Annotated in this window: 19 protein-coding genes and 1 pseudogene; 15 read left to right on the top strand and 5 right to left on the bottom strand. The window is 26.1% G+C overall.

The window, feature by feature from the left end; genetic code table 11:
• Window positions 1-45: 45 nt before the first annotated feature.
• Window positions 46-1,035: an RluA family pseudouridine synthase gene (locus AVBRAN12647_RS00815; RefSeq protein ID WP_214120132.1), complete on the bottom strand. Its 990-nt coding sequence runs from the start codon at window positions 1,033-1,035 to the stop codon at window positions 46-48.
• A gap of 52 nt (window positions 1,036-1,087) precedes the next feature.
• Here AVBRAN12647_RS00815 and AVBRAN12647_RS00810 point away from each other — a divergent pair, with 52 nt between their 5' ends.
• A complete protein-coding gene (locus AVBRAN12647_RS00810; RefSeq protein WP_214116552.1) occupies window positions 1,088-2,203 on the top strand; it encodes an FtsW/RodA/SpoVE family cell cycle protein in 1,116 nt (371 codons plus the stop codon).
• Between the two features lie 28 nt (window positions 2,204-2,231).
• Here the strand turns inward: AVBRAN12647_RS00810 and AVBRAN12647_RS00805 are convergent.
• A pseudogene (locus AVBRAN12647_RS00805) lies at window positions 2,232-2,429 on the bottom strand (Rdx family protein); the annotation flags it as partial.
• 163 nt (window positions 2,430-2,592) lie between these two features.
• Between AVBRAN12647_RS00805 and AVBRAN12647_RS00800 the strand changes: the two are divergent.
• The 10 genes from AVBRAN12647_RS00800 to AVBRAN12647_RS00755 are packed head-to-tail and all read left to right on the top strand — an operon-like array spanning window position 2,593 to window position 10,616.
• A complete protein-coding gene (locus tag AVBRAN12647_RS00800; protein WP_214116554.1) occupies window positions 2,593-3,003 on the top strand; it encodes a Fur family transcriptional regulator in 411 nt (136 codons plus the stop codon).
• Between the two features lie 33 nt (window positions 3,004-3,036).
• Entirely contained in the window at window positions 3,037-3,840 is an 804-nt protein-coding gene (locus AVBRAN12647_RS00795; protein WP_214116557.1) for a hypothetical protein, read from the top strand.
• A 2-nt stretch (window positions 3,841-3,842) separates the two neighbouring features.
• On the top strand, window positions 3,843-4,544 hold the full coding sequence (ubiE, locus tag AVBRAN12647_RS00790) for a bifunctional demethylmenaquinone methyltransferase/2-methoxy-6-polyprenyl-1,4-benzoquinol methylase UbiE (RefSeq protein ID WP_336612250.1): 702 nt from the start codon (window positions 3,843-3,845) through the stop codon (window positions 4,542-4,544).
• On the top strand, window positions 4,531-6,060 hold the full coding sequence (gene xseA, locus AVBRAN12647_RS00785; protein WP_336614540.1) for an exodeoxyribonuclease VII large subunit: 1,530 nt from the start codon (window positions 4,531-4,533) through the stop codon (window positions 6,058-6,060). Before ubiE ends, xseA begins: the two co-directional genes overlap by 14 nt.
• A gap of 2 nt (window positions 6,061-6,062) precedes the next feature.
• The gene (gene serC, locus AVBRAN12647_RS00780; RefSeq protein ID WP_214116563.1) at window positions 6,063-7,139 is read left to right on the top strand and encodes a 3-phosphoserine/phosphohydroxythreonine transaminase; all 1,077 of its coding nucleotides are present in this window, start codon (window positions 6,063-6,065) and stop codon (window positions 7,137-7,139) included.
• Window positions 7,136-7,891, top strand: a complete 756-nt coding sequence (locus AVBRAN12647_RS00775) for a type II secretion system protein (RefSeq protein WP_336608491.1) — start codon at window positions 7,136-7,138, stop codon at window positions 7,889-7,891. The genes serC and AVBRAN12647_RS00775 overlap by 4 nt, the downstream gene beginning before the upstream one ends.
• An 8-nt stretch (window positions 7,892-7,899) precedes the next feature.
• Window positions 7,900-8,835 (top strand): prepilin-type N-terminal cleavage/methylation domain-containing protein, encoded by a 936-nt coding sequence (locus tag AVBRAN12647_RS00770; RefSeq protein ID WP_336614539.1) that lies wholly within the window; start codon window positions 7,900-7,902, stop codon window positions 8,833-8,835.
• On the top strand, window positions 8,832-9,260 hold the full coding sequence (locus AVBRAN12647_RS00765; protein WP_336614538.1) for a hypothetical protein: 429 nt from the start codon (window positions 8,832-8,834) through the stop codon (window positions 9,258-9,260). Before AVBRAN12647_RS00770 ends, AVBRAN12647_RS00765 begins: the two co-directional genes overlap by 4 nt.
• Before the next feature lie 10 nt (window positions 9,261-9,270).
• Complete coding sequence (gene hypE, locus AVBRAN12647_RS00760; RefSeq protein WP_336614537.1) at window positions 9,271-10,269, top strand: hydrogenase expression/formation protein HypE; 999 nt, start codon at window positions 9,271-9,273, stop codon at window positions 10,267-10,269.
• Window positions 10,269-10,616, top strand: a complete 348-nt coding sequence (locus AVBRAN12647_RS00755; RefSeq protein WP_336614536.1) for a hydrogenase maturation nickel metallochaperone HypA/HybF — start codon at window positions 10,269-10,271, stop codon at window positions 10,614-10,616. Before hypE ends, AVBRAN12647_RS00755 begins: the two co-directional genes overlap by 1 nt.
• Window positions 10,617-10,618: 2 nt before the next feature.
• Here the strand turns inward: AVBRAN12647_RS00755 and AVBRAN12647_RS00750 are convergent, their stop codons facing one another.
• Genes AVBRAN12647_RS00750 through rsmH form a run of 3 tightly spaced genes read right to left on the bottom strand, consistent with a single transcriptional unit; the run spans window position 10,619 to window position 13,777 of the window.
• Window positions 10,619-12,583, bottom strand: coding sequence for an FUSC family protein (locus AVBRAN12647_RS00750; protein WP_336614535.1), 1,965 nt, complete (start codon window positions 12,581-12,583; stop codon window positions 10,619-10,621).
• Window positions 12,570-12,872, bottom strand: coding sequence for a hypothetical protein (locus tag AVBRAN12647_RS00745; RefSeq protein WP_214116578.1), 303 nt, complete (start codon window positions 12,870-12,872; stop codon window positions 12,570-12,572). The genes AVBRAN12647_RS00750 and AVBRAN12647_RS00745 overlap by 14 nt, the downstream gene beginning before the upstream one ends.
• Complete coding sequence (rsmH, locus tag AVBRAN12647_RS00740) at window positions 12,872-13,777, bottom strand: 16S rRNA (cytosine(1402)-N(4))-methyltransferase RsmH (RefSeq protein ID WP_336613820.1); 906 nt, start codon at window positions 13,775-13,777, stop codon at window positions 12,872-12,874. The genes AVBRAN12647_RS00745 and rsmH overlap by 1 nt, the downstream gene beginning before the upstream one ends.
• A gap of 64 nt (window positions 13,778-13,841) precedes the next feature.
• On the opposite strand from rsmH, the gene AVBRAN12647_RS00735 reads away from it, so the two are divergent.
• From AVBRAN12647_RS00735 to ftsZ, 4 genes are all read left to right on the top strand, one after another.
• The gene (locus AVBRAN12647_RS00735; RefSeq protein ID WP_214116582.1) at window positions 13,842-14,339 is read left to right on the top strand and encodes a hypothetical protein; all 498 of its coding nucleotides are present in this window, start codon (window positions 13,842-13,844) and stop codon (window positions 14,337-14,339) included.
• 67 nt (window positions 14,340-14,406) lie between these two features.
• Window positions 14,407-15,882 carry a peptidylprolyl isomerase gene (locus AVBRAN12647_RS00730; protein ID WP_336609225.1) on the top strand — a complete coding sequence of 492 codons (1,476 nt, stop codon included), beginning with the start codon at window positions 14,407-14,409 and terminating at the stop codon, window positions 15,880-15,882.
• On the top strand, window positions 15,879-17,297 hold the full coding sequence (ftsA, locus tag AVBRAN12647_RS00725; protein WP_214116587.1) for a cell division protein FtsA: 1,419 nt from the start codon (window positions 15,879-15,881) through the stop codon (window positions 17,295-17,297). Before AVBRAN12647_RS00730 ends, ftsA begins: the two co-directional genes overlap by 4 nt.
• 3 nt (window positions 17,298-17,300) lie before the next feature.
• A complete protein-coding gene (ftsZ, locus tag AVBRAN12647_RS00720) occupies window positions 17,301-18,485 on the top strand; it encodes a cell division protein FtsZ (protein WP_214116589.1) in 1,185 nt (394 codons plus the stop codon).
• Window positions 18,486-18,752 lie beyond the last annotated feature (267 nt).

The following is an 18,752-nucleotide window of genomic DNA, read 5'->3' as shown; positions in this document are numbered from 1 at the left end:
AAGATTTAATTATACTAAGTATGAATAATGATTTATAAGCATATCCTATTCCAAATTATTACTAAATTGATTTAATAAATTATGAGCTAGATTTAAGTCAAGTTTTATATCTTTAAAATCTTTAATAGCTTCATTAAAACTCAAACAATTACTTGAATAAAATTCCATAAAATTATTTGTTATTGGGTGGGTGTAATTTATATAAAATGAATGTAGCATTAATCTATTTGCTTTATTTTTACTGCTCTCATCAGCATAAATACTATCTCCTAAAATATATCTATTTACACTTGCTAGATGGGTTCTTATTTGATGAGTTCTACCACTTTCTAATTTTGCTGAAATTAAAGCTTTATCATTTGTATTTGCAAGATTTATAAAATGAGTTCTAGCCCATTTGCCCCATCTATCTTCATTTAAGCCGTATTTTTTAATACATTCATCTTTGCTTAAAGATTGCATTTTTAATCTATTATTCTCATTTCTTTTTATATATTTTTCTATATGATTTTGATTTATTGTGTGGTTTGTAACTGCTAGATAAATTCTATTTACTTCTCTATTTTTAATCTGATTTGCTAAGCTAAAATATGCTTCATTGCTTTTAGCTACTAGCATAACTCCGCTAGTATCTTTATCAAGTCTATGCACTATTCCTGCTCTTATTTTGCCGTTGATATCAGCTAGTTTATAATTTCTCTCAAGTAGCCATTCTACTAATGATGCTTCTTTTAAAGAAGAGCAGCCATGAGTTGCTACATTATTTGGCTTATTTACTACTAGCATATACTCATCTTCATACAGAATTTCTACATCAAAATTAGCTTCATATTTAATATTTATATCTTTTATATCAGGGTAATTAATCTCTATTTCATCATTTATATTTAGTTTATATGAGCTTTTAATTACTTTATTATTTACTAATACATTTTGATTTTTTATTAGATTAGAAATTTGTGAGCGACTTTGTCCTAAAACTTTAGCTAAATATATATCAATTCTTTCAATTTCACTTGCTACAATCTTACTCAATATTAACCTTTTTAAATCATATTCATAAACAAATTTAGCAAAAGGTTGTAAATTGATAAAACTAGATGGTAAAATTTTAACCCACTTTGATTTTATATTGCCATTGCTCGTATTTCCAATAATAATTTTTTCATTTTTATTAATGAATGAGGCGAATGAAGTTTTAGCGCATAAACAAATTATATATGTGATTGTAGGGTTTTTTGCTTTTTTTATATTTTTTTTATTACCAATTAAAAAAATTGAATGGCTTATTCCTTTTTTTTACTGGTTTTGTATAGGTTTATTATTATTAGTTGATGTTTTAGGTGCTACTAAATTAGGAGCTACTAGATGGCTTGAAATTCCTTTTACAAGATTTACGATTCAGCCTAGTGAGATTTTTAAACCTGCATTTTTATTAATGCTTGCTTATTTAATTAGACACAATCCTCCACCTGATGATGGATATAGATTTAAAGATTTTTGCAAAATTAGTTTTTATATAATTTTACCTTTTGTTCTTATTAAAAGTGAGCCTGACTTAGGTTCTGCTTTAATTATTTTAATAGTTGGCTATGTTACATTATTTTTAGTGGGCATTCATCACAAAATTATTTTAACAGGGGCATTATTGCTTGGAATTTGTATGCCAATAGCTCCTATTGTCTATGATAATTTAAATGATTACCAAAAGAAAAGAATTACCGATTTTTTAAGTGAAAAACCAAGCTATCAAGTAAGACAAAGTATGATAGCAATAGGAAGTGGTGGAATAAATGGTAAAAGCAAAGATGATGCTACTCAAACTCATTTTAAATTCTTACCAATTAGCACGAGTGATTTTATTTTTGCATATACTATTGAAAGATACGGATTTTTAGGTGCTTGTTTGCTTTTAGGATTATATTTATTACTGATTTTACATTTGCTAAGCTTTAATAAAAAGCTTAAAAAAGATTATTTTGCTAAAACTTTCACATCAGCTCTATCCATATTAATATTTATTTATGTTGGGGTTAATGTATCTATGACTATAGGGTTTGCTCCTGTTGTTGGAGTGCCACTGCCGTTTTTTAGCTATGGTGGAAGCTCTTTTGTAACCTTTATGATACTTTTTGGAATATATGAAAATTTATTATCATTTAGGTTTGACCCTGATTATAAATTAGTAAGAATTGATTTGTAATTAAAGAATTTAAAATTAAATTCTTTAATTATCTATAGGCTTTAATAAGTGAATTAATCTCATTAATATGTGGAAATCTTTTGCTATCACAACCTATTAATTCATTTTTTGAATATATTTTCTCATTATCACAAATAACTATAAAATCGCCTTTATTTCCTATTTCAAATTCTACTTCTATTCCTTGAAATTCACCAATTAATTCATCTGCAACCCTTGCAGCTTGTGGTTCATATTTTCAAGCATTACAATAAATGATTTTCGCTTTCATTTTTTCTCCTTACAAAAATATTACAAATTTAAAATAACTTAATTAATGACTAGAAATATTAAGTTATTTATAGTATTCTTTCGCATTTAATAAAAAATATTATTTGGTAAAGGTAAATATGAAGTTTTTAGAGATTTTAAAGGATAGAAAGCTAAAAGCAACTCCGCAAAGAATAAGCATTTTAAAAGTTTTATCAAAACACGAACACCCTAGTATTGATGAATTATACGAGCAAATAAAGGTTGAATATCCTGCAATTTCACTTGCTACTGTTTATAAAAATCTTAGCACTATGATTGATGAGGGTTTAGTAGTTGAGATTTCAATCCCTAATGATAAATCAAAATACGATATATATGAATACGAACATATTCATTTGGTTTGTAATAATTGTAAAAGTGTTTTTGATTTAGATAAAGTTAAGGCTGGACTTGATAAATATCAACAAACTTTACAAACTAAGTTAGATAATCCTATAGAAAGTATTAAAATTACAGCGTTTTTGGCTACTTGTTCAAATTGCAAATAATATAAGTTAAAATAAGATAAAAAAGGAGTTTAGGTGAGTATTTTAAAACACTTTCTCTTTTTTACCTTAGAGAGTAATTTAGAGTTTAAAAAGCTTAAAGATAGTTTTTGTTTATTTGAAAATAGTCTTTATAAACTTGATATAATTGATAGTAATTTACATTTTTTAAAAGCTAATTTATCAAGAGCTGACATAGAATATCATACGAGTGAGCTTAGCTTAAATGAAGTAAAAAGCAAAAGTTTAAAATACAAAAGAGCCATCACTCAAGGCAAGATGATAGAACAATTTAATAATTTTTATATCTGCACTTTATTTGATGAAAATTCTCAAGATGGACTTAGTTTTAGTGAATATGAAAGATTAAAAATATTTTTAACTTATGGGCTTAAATCAAGGGATTTAAGCATTAGCATAGGACTTGCTTTAAGGATATATTTGTTTTATTTAAGTATTAATTCTAAGCAAGAGATAATAAAAGAAATTCTTAATTTATTCTCTTTTATTTACGAAGAAAATATAATAAAAACTATCAATAAAAATGATAATTTTTACGATAATTTATCTTGTATTATTTTAGATGAAAATAATTTTTATACTACAAATTGTGCTAAGGTTAATTTTGTAAAAATCTTTTCAAAAGTTTTAAGAAAAGAAGCTATAAAAGTATTAAGATTTAATGAAAGTTGCGAAAAATTAATAATATTGCTTGAATTTTTAAGCTTTTTTAAAACTCATAAAAAATTAGATTTTCAAGAAAAATTAGCAAAAAATAAAAGTGTTAAAAAAATAGCTAGAAAAATTAGTAAAATAGCTAGAACTTATTATTTAGGATAAATATGCAAAAACAAGAAAAAATAGTAGAAATGTTTAATGAAATAGCTCCAAGCTATGATAAAGCTAATAAGGTTTTAAGTTTTGGTATCGATGCAAAATGGAGATTTGATGCGATTAGTAAGGTTAAAGATTTTCTTAATTTAAATTCTAATTTAAATATAGCTGATATTGCTTGTGGGACAGGCGATATGTGTGTTTTGCTAAGTAAAATTCCAAATGCAAAGGTTGTAGGGATTGACCCAAGTAGTGGAATGCTAGAAGTGGCTAAAAAGCGTCATTTAGAAATTGATTTTAAATTAGGCTATGCAAATAATTTACCATTAGATAATGAAAGCATAGATTTAATTACTATTAGTTATGGTTTTAGAAATGTGGTTGAAAAAGATGAAGCATTAGAAGAATTTAAAAGAGTGCTAAAGCCTAATGGAACGCTTTTAGTATTAGAGTTTTTTAAAAGAGAAAAGGGCGGTATAATAGGATTTTTCCGTGATTTTTATCTAAAAAAAATATTACCTATAATAGGTGGAATTTTAAGCAAAAACAAAGCAGCTTATGAATATTTACCTAATTCTATTGATGATTTTTACTCAAATGATGAATTTAAAGATAAATTAAAAGAACATAATTTTGATTTAAAACTTTTCAAAACTTATAGTTTTGGAGTTAGTTCATTGTTTATAGCGAGTAAAAATGTTAGCAAATAAACTAGAAAAAACATATTTTAGTGTAAGCGAAATTAATAATCTTGCTAAAAATAATTTAGAAAATACTTTTTTAAATATCGCAATTCAAGGAGAAGTTAGTAAGATTACAAATCATACTTCAGGGCATTGGTATTTTACTATTAAAGATGAGTTATCAAGCCTTGATTGCACTATGTTTTCAAGCTATAACAAAGGTAAGGCTAATTTAATAGTAGGCAATAAAATAATAGCCATTGGAAAACTTACCATATATCCTGCTAGTGGAAAGTATCAACTAAACTGCACTGATTATGAATTAGCCGATGGATTGGGTAAATTACAAGCAGCTTTTAATGAGCTTTATAAGAAATTAAAAGATGAAGGCTTGTTTTTAGATATTTATAAAAAACAAATTCCAAAAAATATTAAAAAAATTGCAGTAATTACAGCTATTAATTCAGCTGCTGCTAAAGATATTTTAAGAGTTTATGAAAACAACGAAGCTTATTTAATAAAATTAGTGTTTTTTGATAGTTTAATGCAAGGAGAAAATGCTAGTAAAAGAGTAATTGAGTGTATTAAAAAGGCTAATGAATTTGATTTTGATATTATATTAATAGCTCGTGGCGGTGGTAGTAAAGAAGATTTATTTTGCTTTAACGATGAAGCTTTAGTAAGACAAATCGTAGCATCTAAAATCCCAATAATTACAGGTTTAGGACACGAAATAGATACTCATTTAAGTGATTTAGCAGCTAGTAAGTATTATGCGACCCCAACTGCGGCTATGCAAAGCTTGGTTTATAATAAGTTTGATAGAATGCTAGATTTAGATAATTTGCAAAATTATTTTAATTCAACTATTAAAAAACATTTGGATAAAAAAGAGCAAAATTATTTATATTTAGCAAGTAAATTTTCTAAAAAAGAAGTGAATTTTAAATTTAATTCATATAAAAATAATCTTTTAAATAAAAAGACTTTATTTCAAAATAAGCTAAAAAATATTTTAAAACAAAATGAGCTAATTTTAAATAATCAAAAAACTATTTTAAATAATAATTTTCATAAAGCCTTAGAAAATAAAGAAAAGCTTTATAATGTTTATGAAAATAAGATAAATATTACAAAGCTTAAAAGCAATATTTCAAGTATGCAATTTAGCCTAAATCAATATGAAAAACTAGCAAAGCAATCATTTAATAAGGCTATTTTAAATAAAAATCAATCTTTAAATGATTTTATAAAGAGTAAAAACATCATTGATTTTAAAATAAAACTAGCAAAAGACAAACTAGAAAATCAAAAAATACTATTAAATAACAGCTTTAAACCTAAATTTAAAGAAAAATATGTAAAAATAAACAATTATCAAAAGATTTTAAGCACTCATCAATCATTCTTAGAAAGCATTAAAGAGTATGCTAGAGTTATGAAAGATAATAAAGGCATAAAACTTAGTGCTTTAAAAGAAGGCGATGAAATCACGCTAAAATCAATTGATTGTGTAAAAATAGCAAAGATTATAAAGGAGTAAAAATGAGACAATACAATTTTAGTGCAGGACCATCTGAATTACCATTAGAGGTTTTAAAAGAAATTCAAGAAGAATTATTAAGTTATAAAAATAACGGCTTTTCTATTATGGAAATTAGTCATCGCTCAAGTTATTATGAACAAATGCACAATGACGCTATTAAAGATGCAAAAGAGCTTTATGGAATAAATGATGATTATGAAGTAATTTTCGTTCAAGGTGGTGCTACTATGCAATTTAGCTTATTAGCTATGAATTTTAGCCTAGATAATAAGCCTTGTGAATACATTGATACTGATGTATGGACGCAAAAAGCTTGCGAAGAAGCTATCTTAGCTGGAGTAAATGCAAAAATCGTAGCTAGTTCAAAAGATAGTAAATATAATTATATTCCAAAAATTGCTTTAAACAATGATAGTTCTTATACTTATATTTGTTCAAACAACACGGTGCATGGAACTCAATATAAGCAACTTCCTATTTCAAATTCTCCTTTGATTGTTGATGCTAGTTCGGACTTTTTTTCTAAGAAATTAGATTTTTCAAATATAGGTGTTTTATATGGTGGAGTTCAAAAAAATGCTGGTATAGCAGGATTTGCATGTTTAATTATTAGAAAAGACTTATTAGAACGCAGTAAAAATAAAACTATGCCTAAAATGTTTAATTACAACACTTATGCAGATAATAATTCTTTATTTAATACTCCGCCTACATTTGCTATTTATGTATATGCAAAAATTATGAAATGGATTAAAGCTAAAGGCGGACTTGATGCAATTAATCAAGAAAATGAAATAAAAGCTAAATATCTTTATGATATTATTGATAATAGTAATTTTTACAAAGCTTATGTAAATAATGATGATAGATCAGTTATGAATGTTTGCTTTACTACAGGAAATGATGAATTAGACTTAGAATTTTGGAGTAAAGCTGCTAAAGAACACAATATGCTAGGTTTAAAAGGTCATAAAAAACTTGGCGGATTAAGAGCTAGTATTTACAATAGTGCTAGTTTAGAAAAAGTTAAAATTTTAGGCGAATATATGAAAGAATACGAAAGGGTTCGTGGATGAAAAAAGGCTTTTCATTAATTGAGCTTATATTTTCTATGGTTGTAATTGGAATTAGCTTAGCAGCTATTCCAAAAATAGTTAATGCTAGTTTAGAAGGCGATGAGGTAGGTTATAAACAAGAATATTTTTATGTAGTAAAAGAACTTTATGGACTTATTAGAAATCTACCTTATGATAATTCTAATATAGCTTATGATGAATACAAAATCAATAGCTTATTATCTCAATATATATTAACTCCTGCTTTACAAGGTAAGATAACTTATAAAGTTGATGAGCTAAATCAAATTAATATTAATTCAAGATATTATGCTACTCCATATGTTAATCCATTAGTAAAAGCAGTTGCAAATATCAATAATATTTCTATAAATAATCAAAAAAATGTAAGCTTTTCTAATGTTTTAGGTCAAAATATAAATTATGTATATGGTCAGTATTTAATAGACGATCGTACAAAAAAAGGCGAATCTTTAAGAGTAGATTCATCTTATAAATTTGGTTTTAAAACCCCTACTGATTGTGCTATATCAACAAATAGTATATGTGGAGATATAGGCGGGACTAGCACAATGTATGTAGGTCAAATGCAGATTTTAGATGGGACTGACAATCCTGTTGTATCATTTGATGTATTTTTTAATAAATTTGGAAGATTAGATAGTATTTATAGTCAATATGCAATGAAGACTAGTGATACCACTTGGGATAGCACTAATGAAGCAAAATTAAAAAATTATTTAAGTTTATAAGGAAGTAGATGAAAAAGGCTTTTACGATAATAGAATTAATTGTTGTTATTGTTATTTTAGGAATAATTGCAGGGCTTGGAATAGAGATTATTAAATTTTCTTACGATAACGAACAAAGAGTTAGAGCATTAAATGAACTTGAGCTTAAATCTCAAGCTACTATGGACTTTTTAACAACACACCTAAACAATGCCATTAAAAATAGCTTTAGACTTAAAAAAGCTGAAAATTCTGAATGTGTAAATTCTGTAACTGATTGTAAGTTTGTTTTTAATATTGAAGATGATTCTTTAAAGAAAGATTTTAAGATTTTTGAATGGGCTAGAATTGCTATTATTGATAAAAAGCATAATAAATGGGACGGGCTTAATGAAACTAAAAGTGTTGTTCAAGCAGCTGTAAATGATAAAGCAAGTTGCTATGATGGAACAAATTATTTTAATTGTTTTTCTCATAAACAAAAAGGTATTAATACTAAAATTATTAATTCGTATTCTTTAGGAGATAAGTTAGGCGTATATTTTTTAGGGGATAATATAGCAACTTCAACTTCTTTTATGGAAAAAGATTTGTATGATTTAGAAATAGCTGAAAGAAATGTTGGTAGTGGTAAGAAAGAAGATTATGCAAAAATTGAACTAAAACTAAGTGATAAGATTTTTACAATTAGTAATGTATATGTATTAGTTGATAAGATTGAAGGTATTAAGTTTGAAGATGGTGAATTAAAATATTATAGTTATGATTTTAAAGATAAAAGACCAAATTTCTCAACAAATAGCATTGATAAAGTAACACTTGTAAATAATGTTAGTGATTTTATTATTAGTAATAATAACGGCGTTACTAAAATTAAATTATGCTTAGAAGTAAATGATTTGCCAGGTAGTTTTATTACTAAAAAGACAAGCCTTAAAGTTTGCAAAAGTGGGGTAATAATATGAAAAAATCAGGTTTTAGTATGATAACTGCTATTATATTTATTATTTTAGTAAGCGTTGTTGGAGTTTTGACCCTACAATCATCAAAAAGCACCGTATCATTTGCAGCTAGAGCTTATCTTAAAGAGCAAGTTGAACTTATAATGGACGGGGCTAGAGCAAAGGCATTAAGTAGATGGTTTGAATCAGGTGATCCTACAACTAATTTAGGTGTTATGTCAAACGCAAAAGTAACTGAGAATTACTATTATCCTAGTAGTTCTGATCCTAAGTATAAAATAACGATAGAATATACAAAAGTTGATAGTTCTAAGGCGTTAAAATTTGATAAAAACACCGTTTTAGCAAGAATTAGTGTTGAGACAGGAGAAGCTTTATCAAAAGTAGCAAAAATTAGATTAGTAAGAGATTACACAATAGGAAATTAAAGGAAGTATTATGCAAAAGCAAGTTTTATTAAGCTATGGTGGTGGCGGAGATGAGATGAATGAGTTTTTAAATAATTTTATTTTAAAACATATTCAAGCTGATAATTCTCAAGGACTTAGCGAAGATGCTGCTGTTTGTGATGGTTTTTCTAAAATTGCTTTTTCAACTGATTCTTTTGTGCTTGACCCAATTTTTATCAATGGTGCAAATATAGGTAAAATCGCAGCTTGTGGTTCTATAAATGATGTTTTGATGATGGGAGCAAAGCCTAAATATCTTACTTTAGGTCTTATTTTAGAAGAAGGTTTTTTACTTGATGATTTAGCAAAAATATTAAATGATTTATCAAATACTGCAAAAGAATTTGAAGTAGGAATTAAGTGCGGGGATTTAAAGGTAGTTCCTAAGGGTAAGGCTGATAAGATATATATAAATACAACTTGTATAGGCGATGCAAATGGATTTATTAATAATAATAAAATTAGCACAAAAAATATAAAAGAAGGCGACGCTATTATAGTAAGTGGTGATTTAGGAAGGCATGGAGCTTGTGTAATGGCTGCTAGATTTGGTTTTAACTACGATATTATGAGTGATGCAAAATGCTTATATAATGAAGTAAAAGATATTTTAAAATACGATATAAAATGTCTAAGAGACGCTACTCGTGGTGGTTTATCTAGCGTGTTAAATGAATTAGCAAAATCAAGTGGCTTGGAATTTATAATCAATGAAAGTGATATTAGTATAAGTGATGGGGTTTTAGGGCTTTGTGAATTATTAGGATTTGATGCTTTAGAATTAGCTAATGAAGGAACATTTGTTTGTATTTGTTCTAAAGAAGATGCACAAAATGTATTAAAAGAATTAAAAAAATACAATGATTTTGCAAATATAATAGGTGTAGTACATAAGTCAAAAAGCCCATCAGTAAAGCTTAATAATAGCTATGGTGGAAGTAGGATTTTACAAATGCCAAAAGGCGAATTATTGCCAAGGATTTGCTAATGCATGAAATGGCAATTGTTAATAATCTTTTAGATGAGTGTGAAAGAATTAGAATAAATAATAAAGCTACAAAAATTACTAGAGTAAGAGTTGGTATAGGTAGGCTTAGTGGGGTTGAAGAGCATTATTTTAAAGAAGCTTTCAATGCTTTTACTAGCGATAATAATTCAAGCTATTTCAATGCTAAATTAGAAGTAGTTTTAAAAGAACTTGAACTTTTTTGCAAAGATTGTAATTGTAGTTTTATTCAAAATAAAAATGAGTTTTGTTGCAAAAATTGCTCTAGTAATAATGTTGAGATTAAAAGTGGCGATGAATTATTATTAGAGCAAGTTGAATTAGAGTGATTTTAGTTATCAATTAGGTATTTATATACTATATCTTGGCGTTTTGAGATTTGGTTTATAAAATACTTAATTCTCTCATCGTTTGTTAGAATTTTATCATCTATTTCATCATAAAAATAATAAGGCAAGTCATTGCTTATATTTTCCATCATTTTAAATCTAGTGATTAAAATTCCAATATCTGATTGTTCTTTTAATTGGATTTTATTATATTTTGAATATAAATACTCATTTAATGATATACATAAGTTATTCATTTCCAAAACTGCTTCTAGTAGTCTAATTTGTTCAATTTTATTATGTTTGTTTCTGCTTTCGTATAAAAGGTTTTTAAGGCTTTTAATATTTAATAAAATTTTATTTTCATAATTTAAATAATCTTCTTTTTTAATAACAGCACTTAAGAAGTTTTTAAGATTATTTATTGCGTCTTTTAAAGTAGGTTTTATATCATCTTCGCTTTTGCTAGGCCAAAGATACGAAAAGGTATAAACTATAAAAAATGCTACAATAAAATCAATCAATCTATATACAAGTAATCTTTCATAATCAAGCCCTAAACTTGCAAATAAAATAGCAAGATTTAACATAATAAAAATAGTTGCTATAAAATATGGAAAATGCTTAAAATATATACAAGCAAAATATGATAAAAATAGCACTACAAAAATTAATTTTGAATGTATTGAAAAGATAATCAAAAGTCCTAATGCAAAGCCTATGAGTGCTGCATAAATGGTTTCTTTATTATTAATTGTAGTTGAATTGATGGTTTCTTTAAACATTGTAAAAACACCCATCGCTATCCAAATTCCGTGGTCAATTTTGAAAAATAATGCTAAAAATAACGAAAACGAAGTTGCTAATGCAACTTTTATTGAGAATTTAAAATACTTATTATCAAAATGAAACTTTTCTAAAATAGTTTTAATTGTGATTTTTTTATCTTTTGGTTTTAATGTTAATTGTTTTGCTCCACCTTGTTTAAATAATTCAAATTTATAATAAAGAACTTCTACTAAGGTGCATAATATTGGTAAGGTATTTAATTGTTTTAATCTATCAAGACAAAATGATTTGAGATTGACTTTTTCATCTTTAAATATCTTTTTTAATTCTTCAAGATTAAAAATAATTTCATTTTGAATATTTTTTATATGAGCATTTTTTGAATTTTGTTTAAAAAATGTCCTTAACGAAAATAAAGCAAGTGCTATTTCTTCACACTTTAGCAAATAAAACATAGCCATTTCTTGGTGTCTTATAAGGCTTGAGTCTTTTATATTTACTGATTTGCTTTCAAAAAGTCTTTTAAATTCATTTATCCTTGTTACGAATAAATTTTGCCACATTTCATATTTGCTATTTGTCATATTTTCACTCATATAAATCAAATCATTTAAAAGCATTATAAAACTTCTTCTAGTAAATCCACCATAAGTATAAAATGCAAAAGTTCTAAAAATAGTTGCTACGCAAGAGCCAATTAATGTCGCATAAAATACTTCTAAAGAATCAAAATTATTTAGACTAGCACTAATTAACATAGCCATAACAAGTAAGGTTGCATATATGCCAACTTTTAGTGCGTCTTGTGAAATTGCACCTGCAAAAATAACAGCGAAAATCCAAATAAAACTAGGAATTGCCATAAAAAAATCAAGTTTGATTAAATAAGGAACTACTAGAGCAAAAAAACAACCAAAAAAAGTAAAAGCTAGCAAATATAATATTTTCTTAGTTCCTACCGAATTAAGATTGTTCATATAAAATATAAAAACACAAGATAAAACACTAAAAATAGTATAGTTTTCGTGAATTGTAAAATAGCTTATGATTAAGCAAATAGCAAGTCCAACGCAAGCTTTCATAGCGTATAGTAATGAAAAATTACTAGGGTCGTATTTATGAAAATACACTTTTAATTTTTGATACGAATTAATAAAATATTGTTTATTTAGTTCCATATTGCACTTCAAAATAATTTGTAATTTTATTTTTAAATTGTAAAGCTTCTATTTTTCTTTTAAGCTCTTTATTTTCTTCGCTTAATACTTCTCTTTTGTCTTTTAATTGAGCATAAACTTTACTTGATTCATAGAGTTGAAGTCTAACCCAAACTAAGCTAATTGATATAATCATTATTATAAAAAATAATAATATTAGCCTTTTGTTAAAACCTAAAATAGAATAATCTTGGTATTTATTTATTAGTAATTCTTCTTTTTCTTCTGTACTTGTTCTTATGTTTTTCATTATTTTAAATAAAACGCTCTAAGTTTTGCACAACTTGACCTAGAATTATATTTTATTTCTTCTTTGCTAGGTTCAATTGGTTTTTTAGTAATAATTTTTCCTAAGGAATGGTTATTACCACATTCACATCTAATTGCAAATTCATCACAAATGCAATTATTTGCCCATTTTTTAAAAGTGTCTTTTACTATTTTATCTTCTAAAGAATGAAAAGTAATTATACAAATTAGACAATTTTTAAATTCTTTTAGTTGCTCTAAAAATCTTTTAAGCACTCCTAATTCATCATTTACTTCAATTCTAATTGCTTGAAATATTAAAGTTTTTAGGCTTACACTACGATTGTTTAACTTTGCATTTCCTATTATTTTACTAAGTTCTTTGCAAGAGTTAATAGGTCTATTTTTGATAATATTTGAAGCTATATCAGAAGCTAGTTTTTCTGGTAATTCTGCGTAATTTTTAAAAATTTCACTTAGTTGCTTGCTAGTATAGGTATTAATTAGAGTTTTTGCATCAAAATCTTTATTTTTATCCATTCTCATATCTAATTCATTAGAATCAAAAGAAAAACCCCTATCATCTTTATCTAATTGCAAACTAGATACTCCAATATCTGCTAATACACCTTTAATTTCATTTTTGTTATTAATGAAAGAAAATATATTTTCATAATTTGTTTTATAAATTTGAATATCTACATTAAATTCTTTTAATTTTTCTTTAGAATAATTGATGGCTTCTATATCTTGGTCGCACGCTATTAGATTTAGTTTATTATTATTTTTTAATATAGCACTAGCGTGTCCTGCATAGCCCAAAGTCGCGTCAAGATAATAACCATTATCTAAATCTTTAAATAATTTAACTACTTCATCTTTTAAAACGGGAATATGAATTTGCAAATGCTTACCTTGTAATTTAATATTGTATATATAATAAATAAAACTTTTTAACAAGGATATAATAATGTTTGCTGAAATCAAAAAATACGCAAAAATAATGTATGAAAAAGACTTTATATATGGACTTAATGGTTCTATATCTTCAAGATTTGAAGATAATGCGTTTTTAATAAACAAAAATACAATATTTAATGATGATAATTCATTCTTTATTAAATTATTATTAAATGAAAATTATAAGCAATATGATGCTTGTAAATATGTAAAATTACATTCAAAAATATATAATTCTTTTTCACAAGCTAAAGTGATAGCCGTAGTTTGCACTAAAGATATAATGAAAATATGCAATGGTTCAAGCTTGAAATATCAAAATCAAAATATTTTTATAGAAAATGAATTAATTTTGCAAGATATGAATGTTTTAATAGATAAATTAAGAAAAAATAAATCTAATTTTTTAATGATAAAGAATTTTGGATTATTGATTTTTGATAGAGATTTTAATGGTTTATTTTCTAAAATTTTTGATATAGATTTGCAGGCTAAAATTTCTTTATAAATTAAATCTTTGTTAATGCTTATAAGATAGGATTTTTCTTTAAAAACACTTGAAATTAGGATAAATAATGATTACTTGGATGCAGCGTCATAAAAAATATTTAGTTGTTACAATTTGGATTAGCGTTATAGCATTTGTTGGTGCAGGAACTGTTGGTTGGGGTAGTGTAGATTTAAATAGTTCAAGAAGCAAATATGTAGCAAAAGTAGGAAATTTAGGCGTAACACATAAAGAATTTAATGATAAATATAGCGAATTATTTTATATTCAAAATCAATTATCTAATGGTGAATTAACAGAAGAACAAGCGTTAAAGTTAGGACTGGATAAACAAGCATTAGTGGAATTAATAAGAGAAAAATTATTATTAAATTATGCTTATGATTTGGGATTTTATGCTAGTGAAGAAGAAGTTGTAAAAACAATAGCTAGCTATGAGTTATTTAATAAAAGTGAAGAAGATAAAACATTTGATAAAAGTAAATATTTAACATATTTGAAAAATTTAAGAATGAGTGAAGCAGATTTTGCTAATCAAATCAAAAATAAATTAGAAATTTCTAAATTATTAAAATTACTAGCAGTTCCAGCAAATAAAGAAGAATTAGAAATCGCAAATGCTAGTTTAAATATGCAAGATGAGATAAATTTAAAAATTATAGATTTGTCTAAAGAAGAAGATAAAATCAAATTAAGCGAAGATGAATTAAAGTCTTATTGGCAAGAACATAAAGATGAATATAAAACTGAACTATCATATGATTATTCTGTATATACATTAAATCCTAATTTAGACAATTTAATTGAAAGTGATATGAAAGCTTATTGGGAAAATAATAAATTTAATTATAAAGATGAAGAAGGCAAAATTAAAGAATATGAACTAGCATTAAATGATGTTAAGATAGATTTTGCTTTAAGTTTGTTAGAAAAAGAAGCTAAACTTGATTACATTAAGTTAAAAAATAATGAAATTAAATTCCAATCAACTACAAATCAAAATGCTTATTCTGAATTAGTTTTACAAAATAAAGATTTAAAAGTAGGTGAAATGAGTAAGCCTTTTATTATGGATAATAAATATTACATAGTAAGACTTGATAAAATAAATCAGCCAACTGCTTTAGAATTTGAAAAAGCTAAAATGATGGTAGAAGAAGATTTAAGAGAATTAAAATTTAAAGAATTATTGTCAAATACAGGTGAAGAAGAATTAAAAAAAGATAAAATTAATGGAAAAAATATAGGTTTTATATCTAAAGTTTCTAAAAATAATACCGATCTAACGGATACAGAATTTTTTACATTTGTGAGCGAGTTATTTTTAAAAAATACTAAAAAATCTTATGTGCTTTTAAATGATAAAGTATTAGTATATGAAATACTTTCTCAAAAATTAGTTGATAATACAAGTGAAAAGAATAATACTGATTTAAGTAATGAGTTGAAAAATATTAATTTTACTCTTATGCTTGATGATTTAATAAAAGAATTAGATAAGCGTTATGAAATTAAAAATTATTATAAAGGTAGTGAATTTTGAATATTTTAGCTATTGATCTTGGTTCTAGTTTAATAAAAGTAGCTATTGTTAGTTTTGATGGGGAAGGTATTAAAGTAGTTAGTGTTGCTAATACACAAACTTACGGAATTAAATCTGGAAAAATTACAAGCATTAATGACGCAAGTAATTCCATTAAAAAAGCAGTAAATAAGGTTAAGGAAAATTTAAGTATTAATATAGATAAAATTGCTGTTTCTGTTAGTGGAGCTTATACAAATTCTGTAACTGGATATGCTGACATAAGGCTAGATGCTAATGGCTCGGCAATTACAATTAAAGATATAGAAAAAGCAATTAATGCTGCTAGAACATCTGCAGATATTCATAGCGATCAAATTCCAATTCATATACTGCCTTATAGATTTAGAGCGAATAATACTGATAATATTGAAGATCCACTTGGTATGATGGCTTCAAGCTTTAGGTTGGAAGCTAATATTATTACTATGAATAAAAATGATTATGAAAATATAAAGCAAATATTATCAAATGCTGATATAAAAAACTATGTTTTAGTATCTTCTATATATGCTAATTCAATTTATTGTTTAAATAACGATGAAAGAGAAAATGGTGTTGCTATCATTGATTGTGGTTCGCAAGTATGCGATATTGCAATATATGCTTATAATTCAATTATATGGATGTATTATTTTCCTTTTGGTTCTTGGCATATTACAAGCGATATTGCTAAATATCTTACCGCTAGCAATGAGGTTGCAGATAAGATTAAATTACAATTTTCTTTATTTAAAGATGAAGAAAATAGCACTCATGTAGAATATTACAAAACCGGTTCTCAAACTCTTGATAGAGTATCTGTTGAATCAGTTTCAAAGTGTGTAAATATGAGACTTACAGAAATGCTTGAATGTATATATGCTAGCATAGATGATAGTCCTTATGAGAAATTTTTCTCAAGAGTAGTTTTAACTGGAGGTTGTTTCAAAATAGACAATATGGCTGAAAGAGCAACTCCTAAATTTAACAATAAAGCCGTAAGAACCGTTATAGAAAAAAATAGCGTATTTTATGGGGATAATGAGATTTTTACTATGCCTGAATATACATGTTTATTAGGCCTATGTATGTATTCTTGTGGTTTTCATACTAAATACGAGCTTAATTCTAGTGGTGTTTTATTAACTAGACAAAAAACCACAGAATTAGAAAAAATCATAGATTTTTCGGTAGATAAAGAAATAGAAACTAAAAACAATACTTCTTATTACACAAATATAGATGTTAAGGAACAAAAATTGCTTAAGATTGAAAAAAATGACAAAGATGAAGTATTAGAGTCATTAAAGATTAGTTCTAATGAAGAAAAATCTGAAGGCGTTTTTGCTAAATCTTGGAAGAAAGTTTGTGCTTATATAGAAAGGATATTTTAAGAAATGGATTTTGATATTTTAGGTGATAATATAGATTTTAAAGTAATGGAGAGTGAAATGGATTGCGGCGTTAAGATAAAAGTAATTGGTGTTGGTGGAGCAGGTGGAAATATGATAAATCATATTGTAGAAACTTGTGCTAGTTCTTTAAAAGTTGATATTTCTAATGTAGATATTATGATTGCAAATACTGATATTCAAGATATAAATAGGTCAAAAGCAAACATTAAAATACAATTAGGACCAAAGAAGACAAATGGTCGTGGAGCTGGTGCAAATCCTGAAATAGGTAGAATTTCAGCTGAAGAAGTTGAAGATGAAATTAAAGAACGCTTAGCAGGAACAGAATTATTATTTATCGCCGAAGGTCTAGGCGGTGGAACTGGCACTGGTGCAGGTCCAGTTATTGCTAAAATTGCAAAATCTTTAGGCATACTTGTTGTTTCTGTTGCTACATTCCCATTTAGTTATGAAAAAGCTAGAATTAAAGCTGCTGAAAAAGGATTAGAAGAGCTAAAAAAAGAAAGTGATTGCGTTATATTAATCCAAAATGATAAGTTAAAATTAGTAGTTCCAAAAACTTTAAATACTAGAGAAGCTAACAAATTTGCTAATGATGTTTTAGTAAATGCTGTAACCGGTATAATTAAAATGTTATTAATTGAAGCTGATACTAATATAGATTTTGCAGATGTTACTTCTGTTATGAGCCATCGTGGAACAGCACTTATGGGAATGGGAAGAGCTGAAGGTGAAAATGCTATTAAAGAAGCGTATGCAAATGCAATTGATTCTCCATTATTAGAAAATTATACAACTAACCTACAAGATGCTAAAGCTATGATAGTATTTTTTAGCTATGGTGAAAATATTCCTTTCTTCCAACTTGTTGAGACAATGGAAGAGATTTCAAATTCTAGTAACGAAGATTTAAATGTATTCTGCGGACATGTATTAGATACTAGCTTGCCAGCTGATGCTGTTGAAGTTACTATTATAGCTACAGGTTTTGATGAAACAAGAGCACAAAAAGCTAAAATTGAGCAAGAGAGCAAAAAGCGTGAAGAAGAGTTAAGCTATAAAATAGTTCAACCTGAAATGCAAAAAGTAAGTGGCGGAACAATAAAAGTAGATTATAAAACTAGAGATTTTAACGAACCTGCATTCGTTAGAAATGGTCAAGATTAATATAAAAAATTGGCTTAAAATGTTGCTATAATTTTATTTATGGGGGACAAAATATCCCCCAAATGTCCCCACAATATTTTTTGCATATATTTATTTACAAAGATTTTAAAAGTATTTCAAAGCCGATTTAATGGGCTTTTATAAAGATTTTGTAAAGTATGTTGTAAAGGTTTTTTAAAAGCATTTTATGAAATGTAAAGCAAAAACTCTTATTTTATACACTTTGTAAAGCACTTACATTTTACAAAAATCAAGCTTAAATAACGA

This window comes from Campylobacter sp. RM12647, assembly GCF_020138135.1.
In the GTDB taxonomy this organism is placed as follows: domain Bacteria; phylum Campylobacterota; class Campylobacteria; order Campylobacterales; family Campylobacteraceae; genus Campylobacter_E.
Note: the sequence above shows the minus strand (reverse complement) of the source record. Positions and strands in the feature narration are given on the sequence as shown.

Coding starts and splice junctions, on each gene's coding strand:
- AVBRAN12647_RS00800 (WP_214116554.1), top strand. CDS start 2,593: ATGAAGTTTTTAGAGATTTTAAAGGATAGAAAGCTAAAAGCAACTCCG.
- ubiE (WP_336612250.1), top strand. CDS start 3,843: ATGCAAAAACAAGAAAAAATAGTAGAAATGTTTAATGAAATAGCTCCA.
- xseA (WP_336614540.1), top strand. CDS start 4,531: ATGTTAGCAAATAAACTAGAAAAAACATATTTTAGTGTAAGCGAAATT.
- serC (WP_214116563.1), top strand. CDS start 6,063: ATGAGACAATACAATTTTAGTGCAGGACCATCTGAATTACCATTAGAG.
- AVBRAN12647_RS00775 (WP_336608491.1), top strand. CDS start 7,136: ATGAAAAAAGGCTTTTCATTAATTGAGCTTATATTTTCTATGGTTGTA.
- AVBRAN12647_RS00770 (WP_336614539.1), top strand. CDS start 7,900: ATGAAAAAGGCTTTTACGATAATAGAATTAATTGTTGTTATTGTTATT.
- AVBRAN12647_RS00765 (WP_336614538.1), top strand. CDS start 8,832: ATGAAAAAATCAGGTTTTAGTATGATAACTGCTATTATATTTATTATT.
- hypE (WP_336614537.1), top strand. CDS start 9,271: ATGCAAAAGCAAGTTTTATTAAGCTATGGTGGTGGCGGAGATGAGATG.
- AVBRAN12647_RS00755 (WP_336614536.1), top strand. CDS start 10,269: ATGCATGAAATGGCAATTGTTAATAATCTTTTAGATGAGTGTGAAAGA.
- AVBRAN12647_RS00750 (WP_336614535.1), bottom strand. CDS start 12,583: ATGGAACTAAATAAACAATATTTTATTAATTCGTATCAAAAATTAAAA.
- AVBRAN12647_RS00745 (WP_214116578.1), bottom strand. CDS start 12,872: ATGAAAAACATAAGAACAAGTACAGAAGAAAAAGAAGAATTACTAATA.
- AVBRAN12647_RS00735 (WP_214116582.1), top strand. CDS start 13,842: ATGTTTGCTGAAATCAAAAAATACGCAAAAATAATGTATGAAAAAGAC.
- AVBRAN12647_RS00730 (WP_336609225.1), top strand. CDS start 14,407: ATGATTACTTGGATGCAGCGTCATAAAAAATATTTAGTTGTTACAATT.
- ftsZ (WP_214116589.1), top strand. CDS start 17,301: ATGGATTTTGATATTTTAGGTGATAATATAGATTTTAAAGTAATGGAG.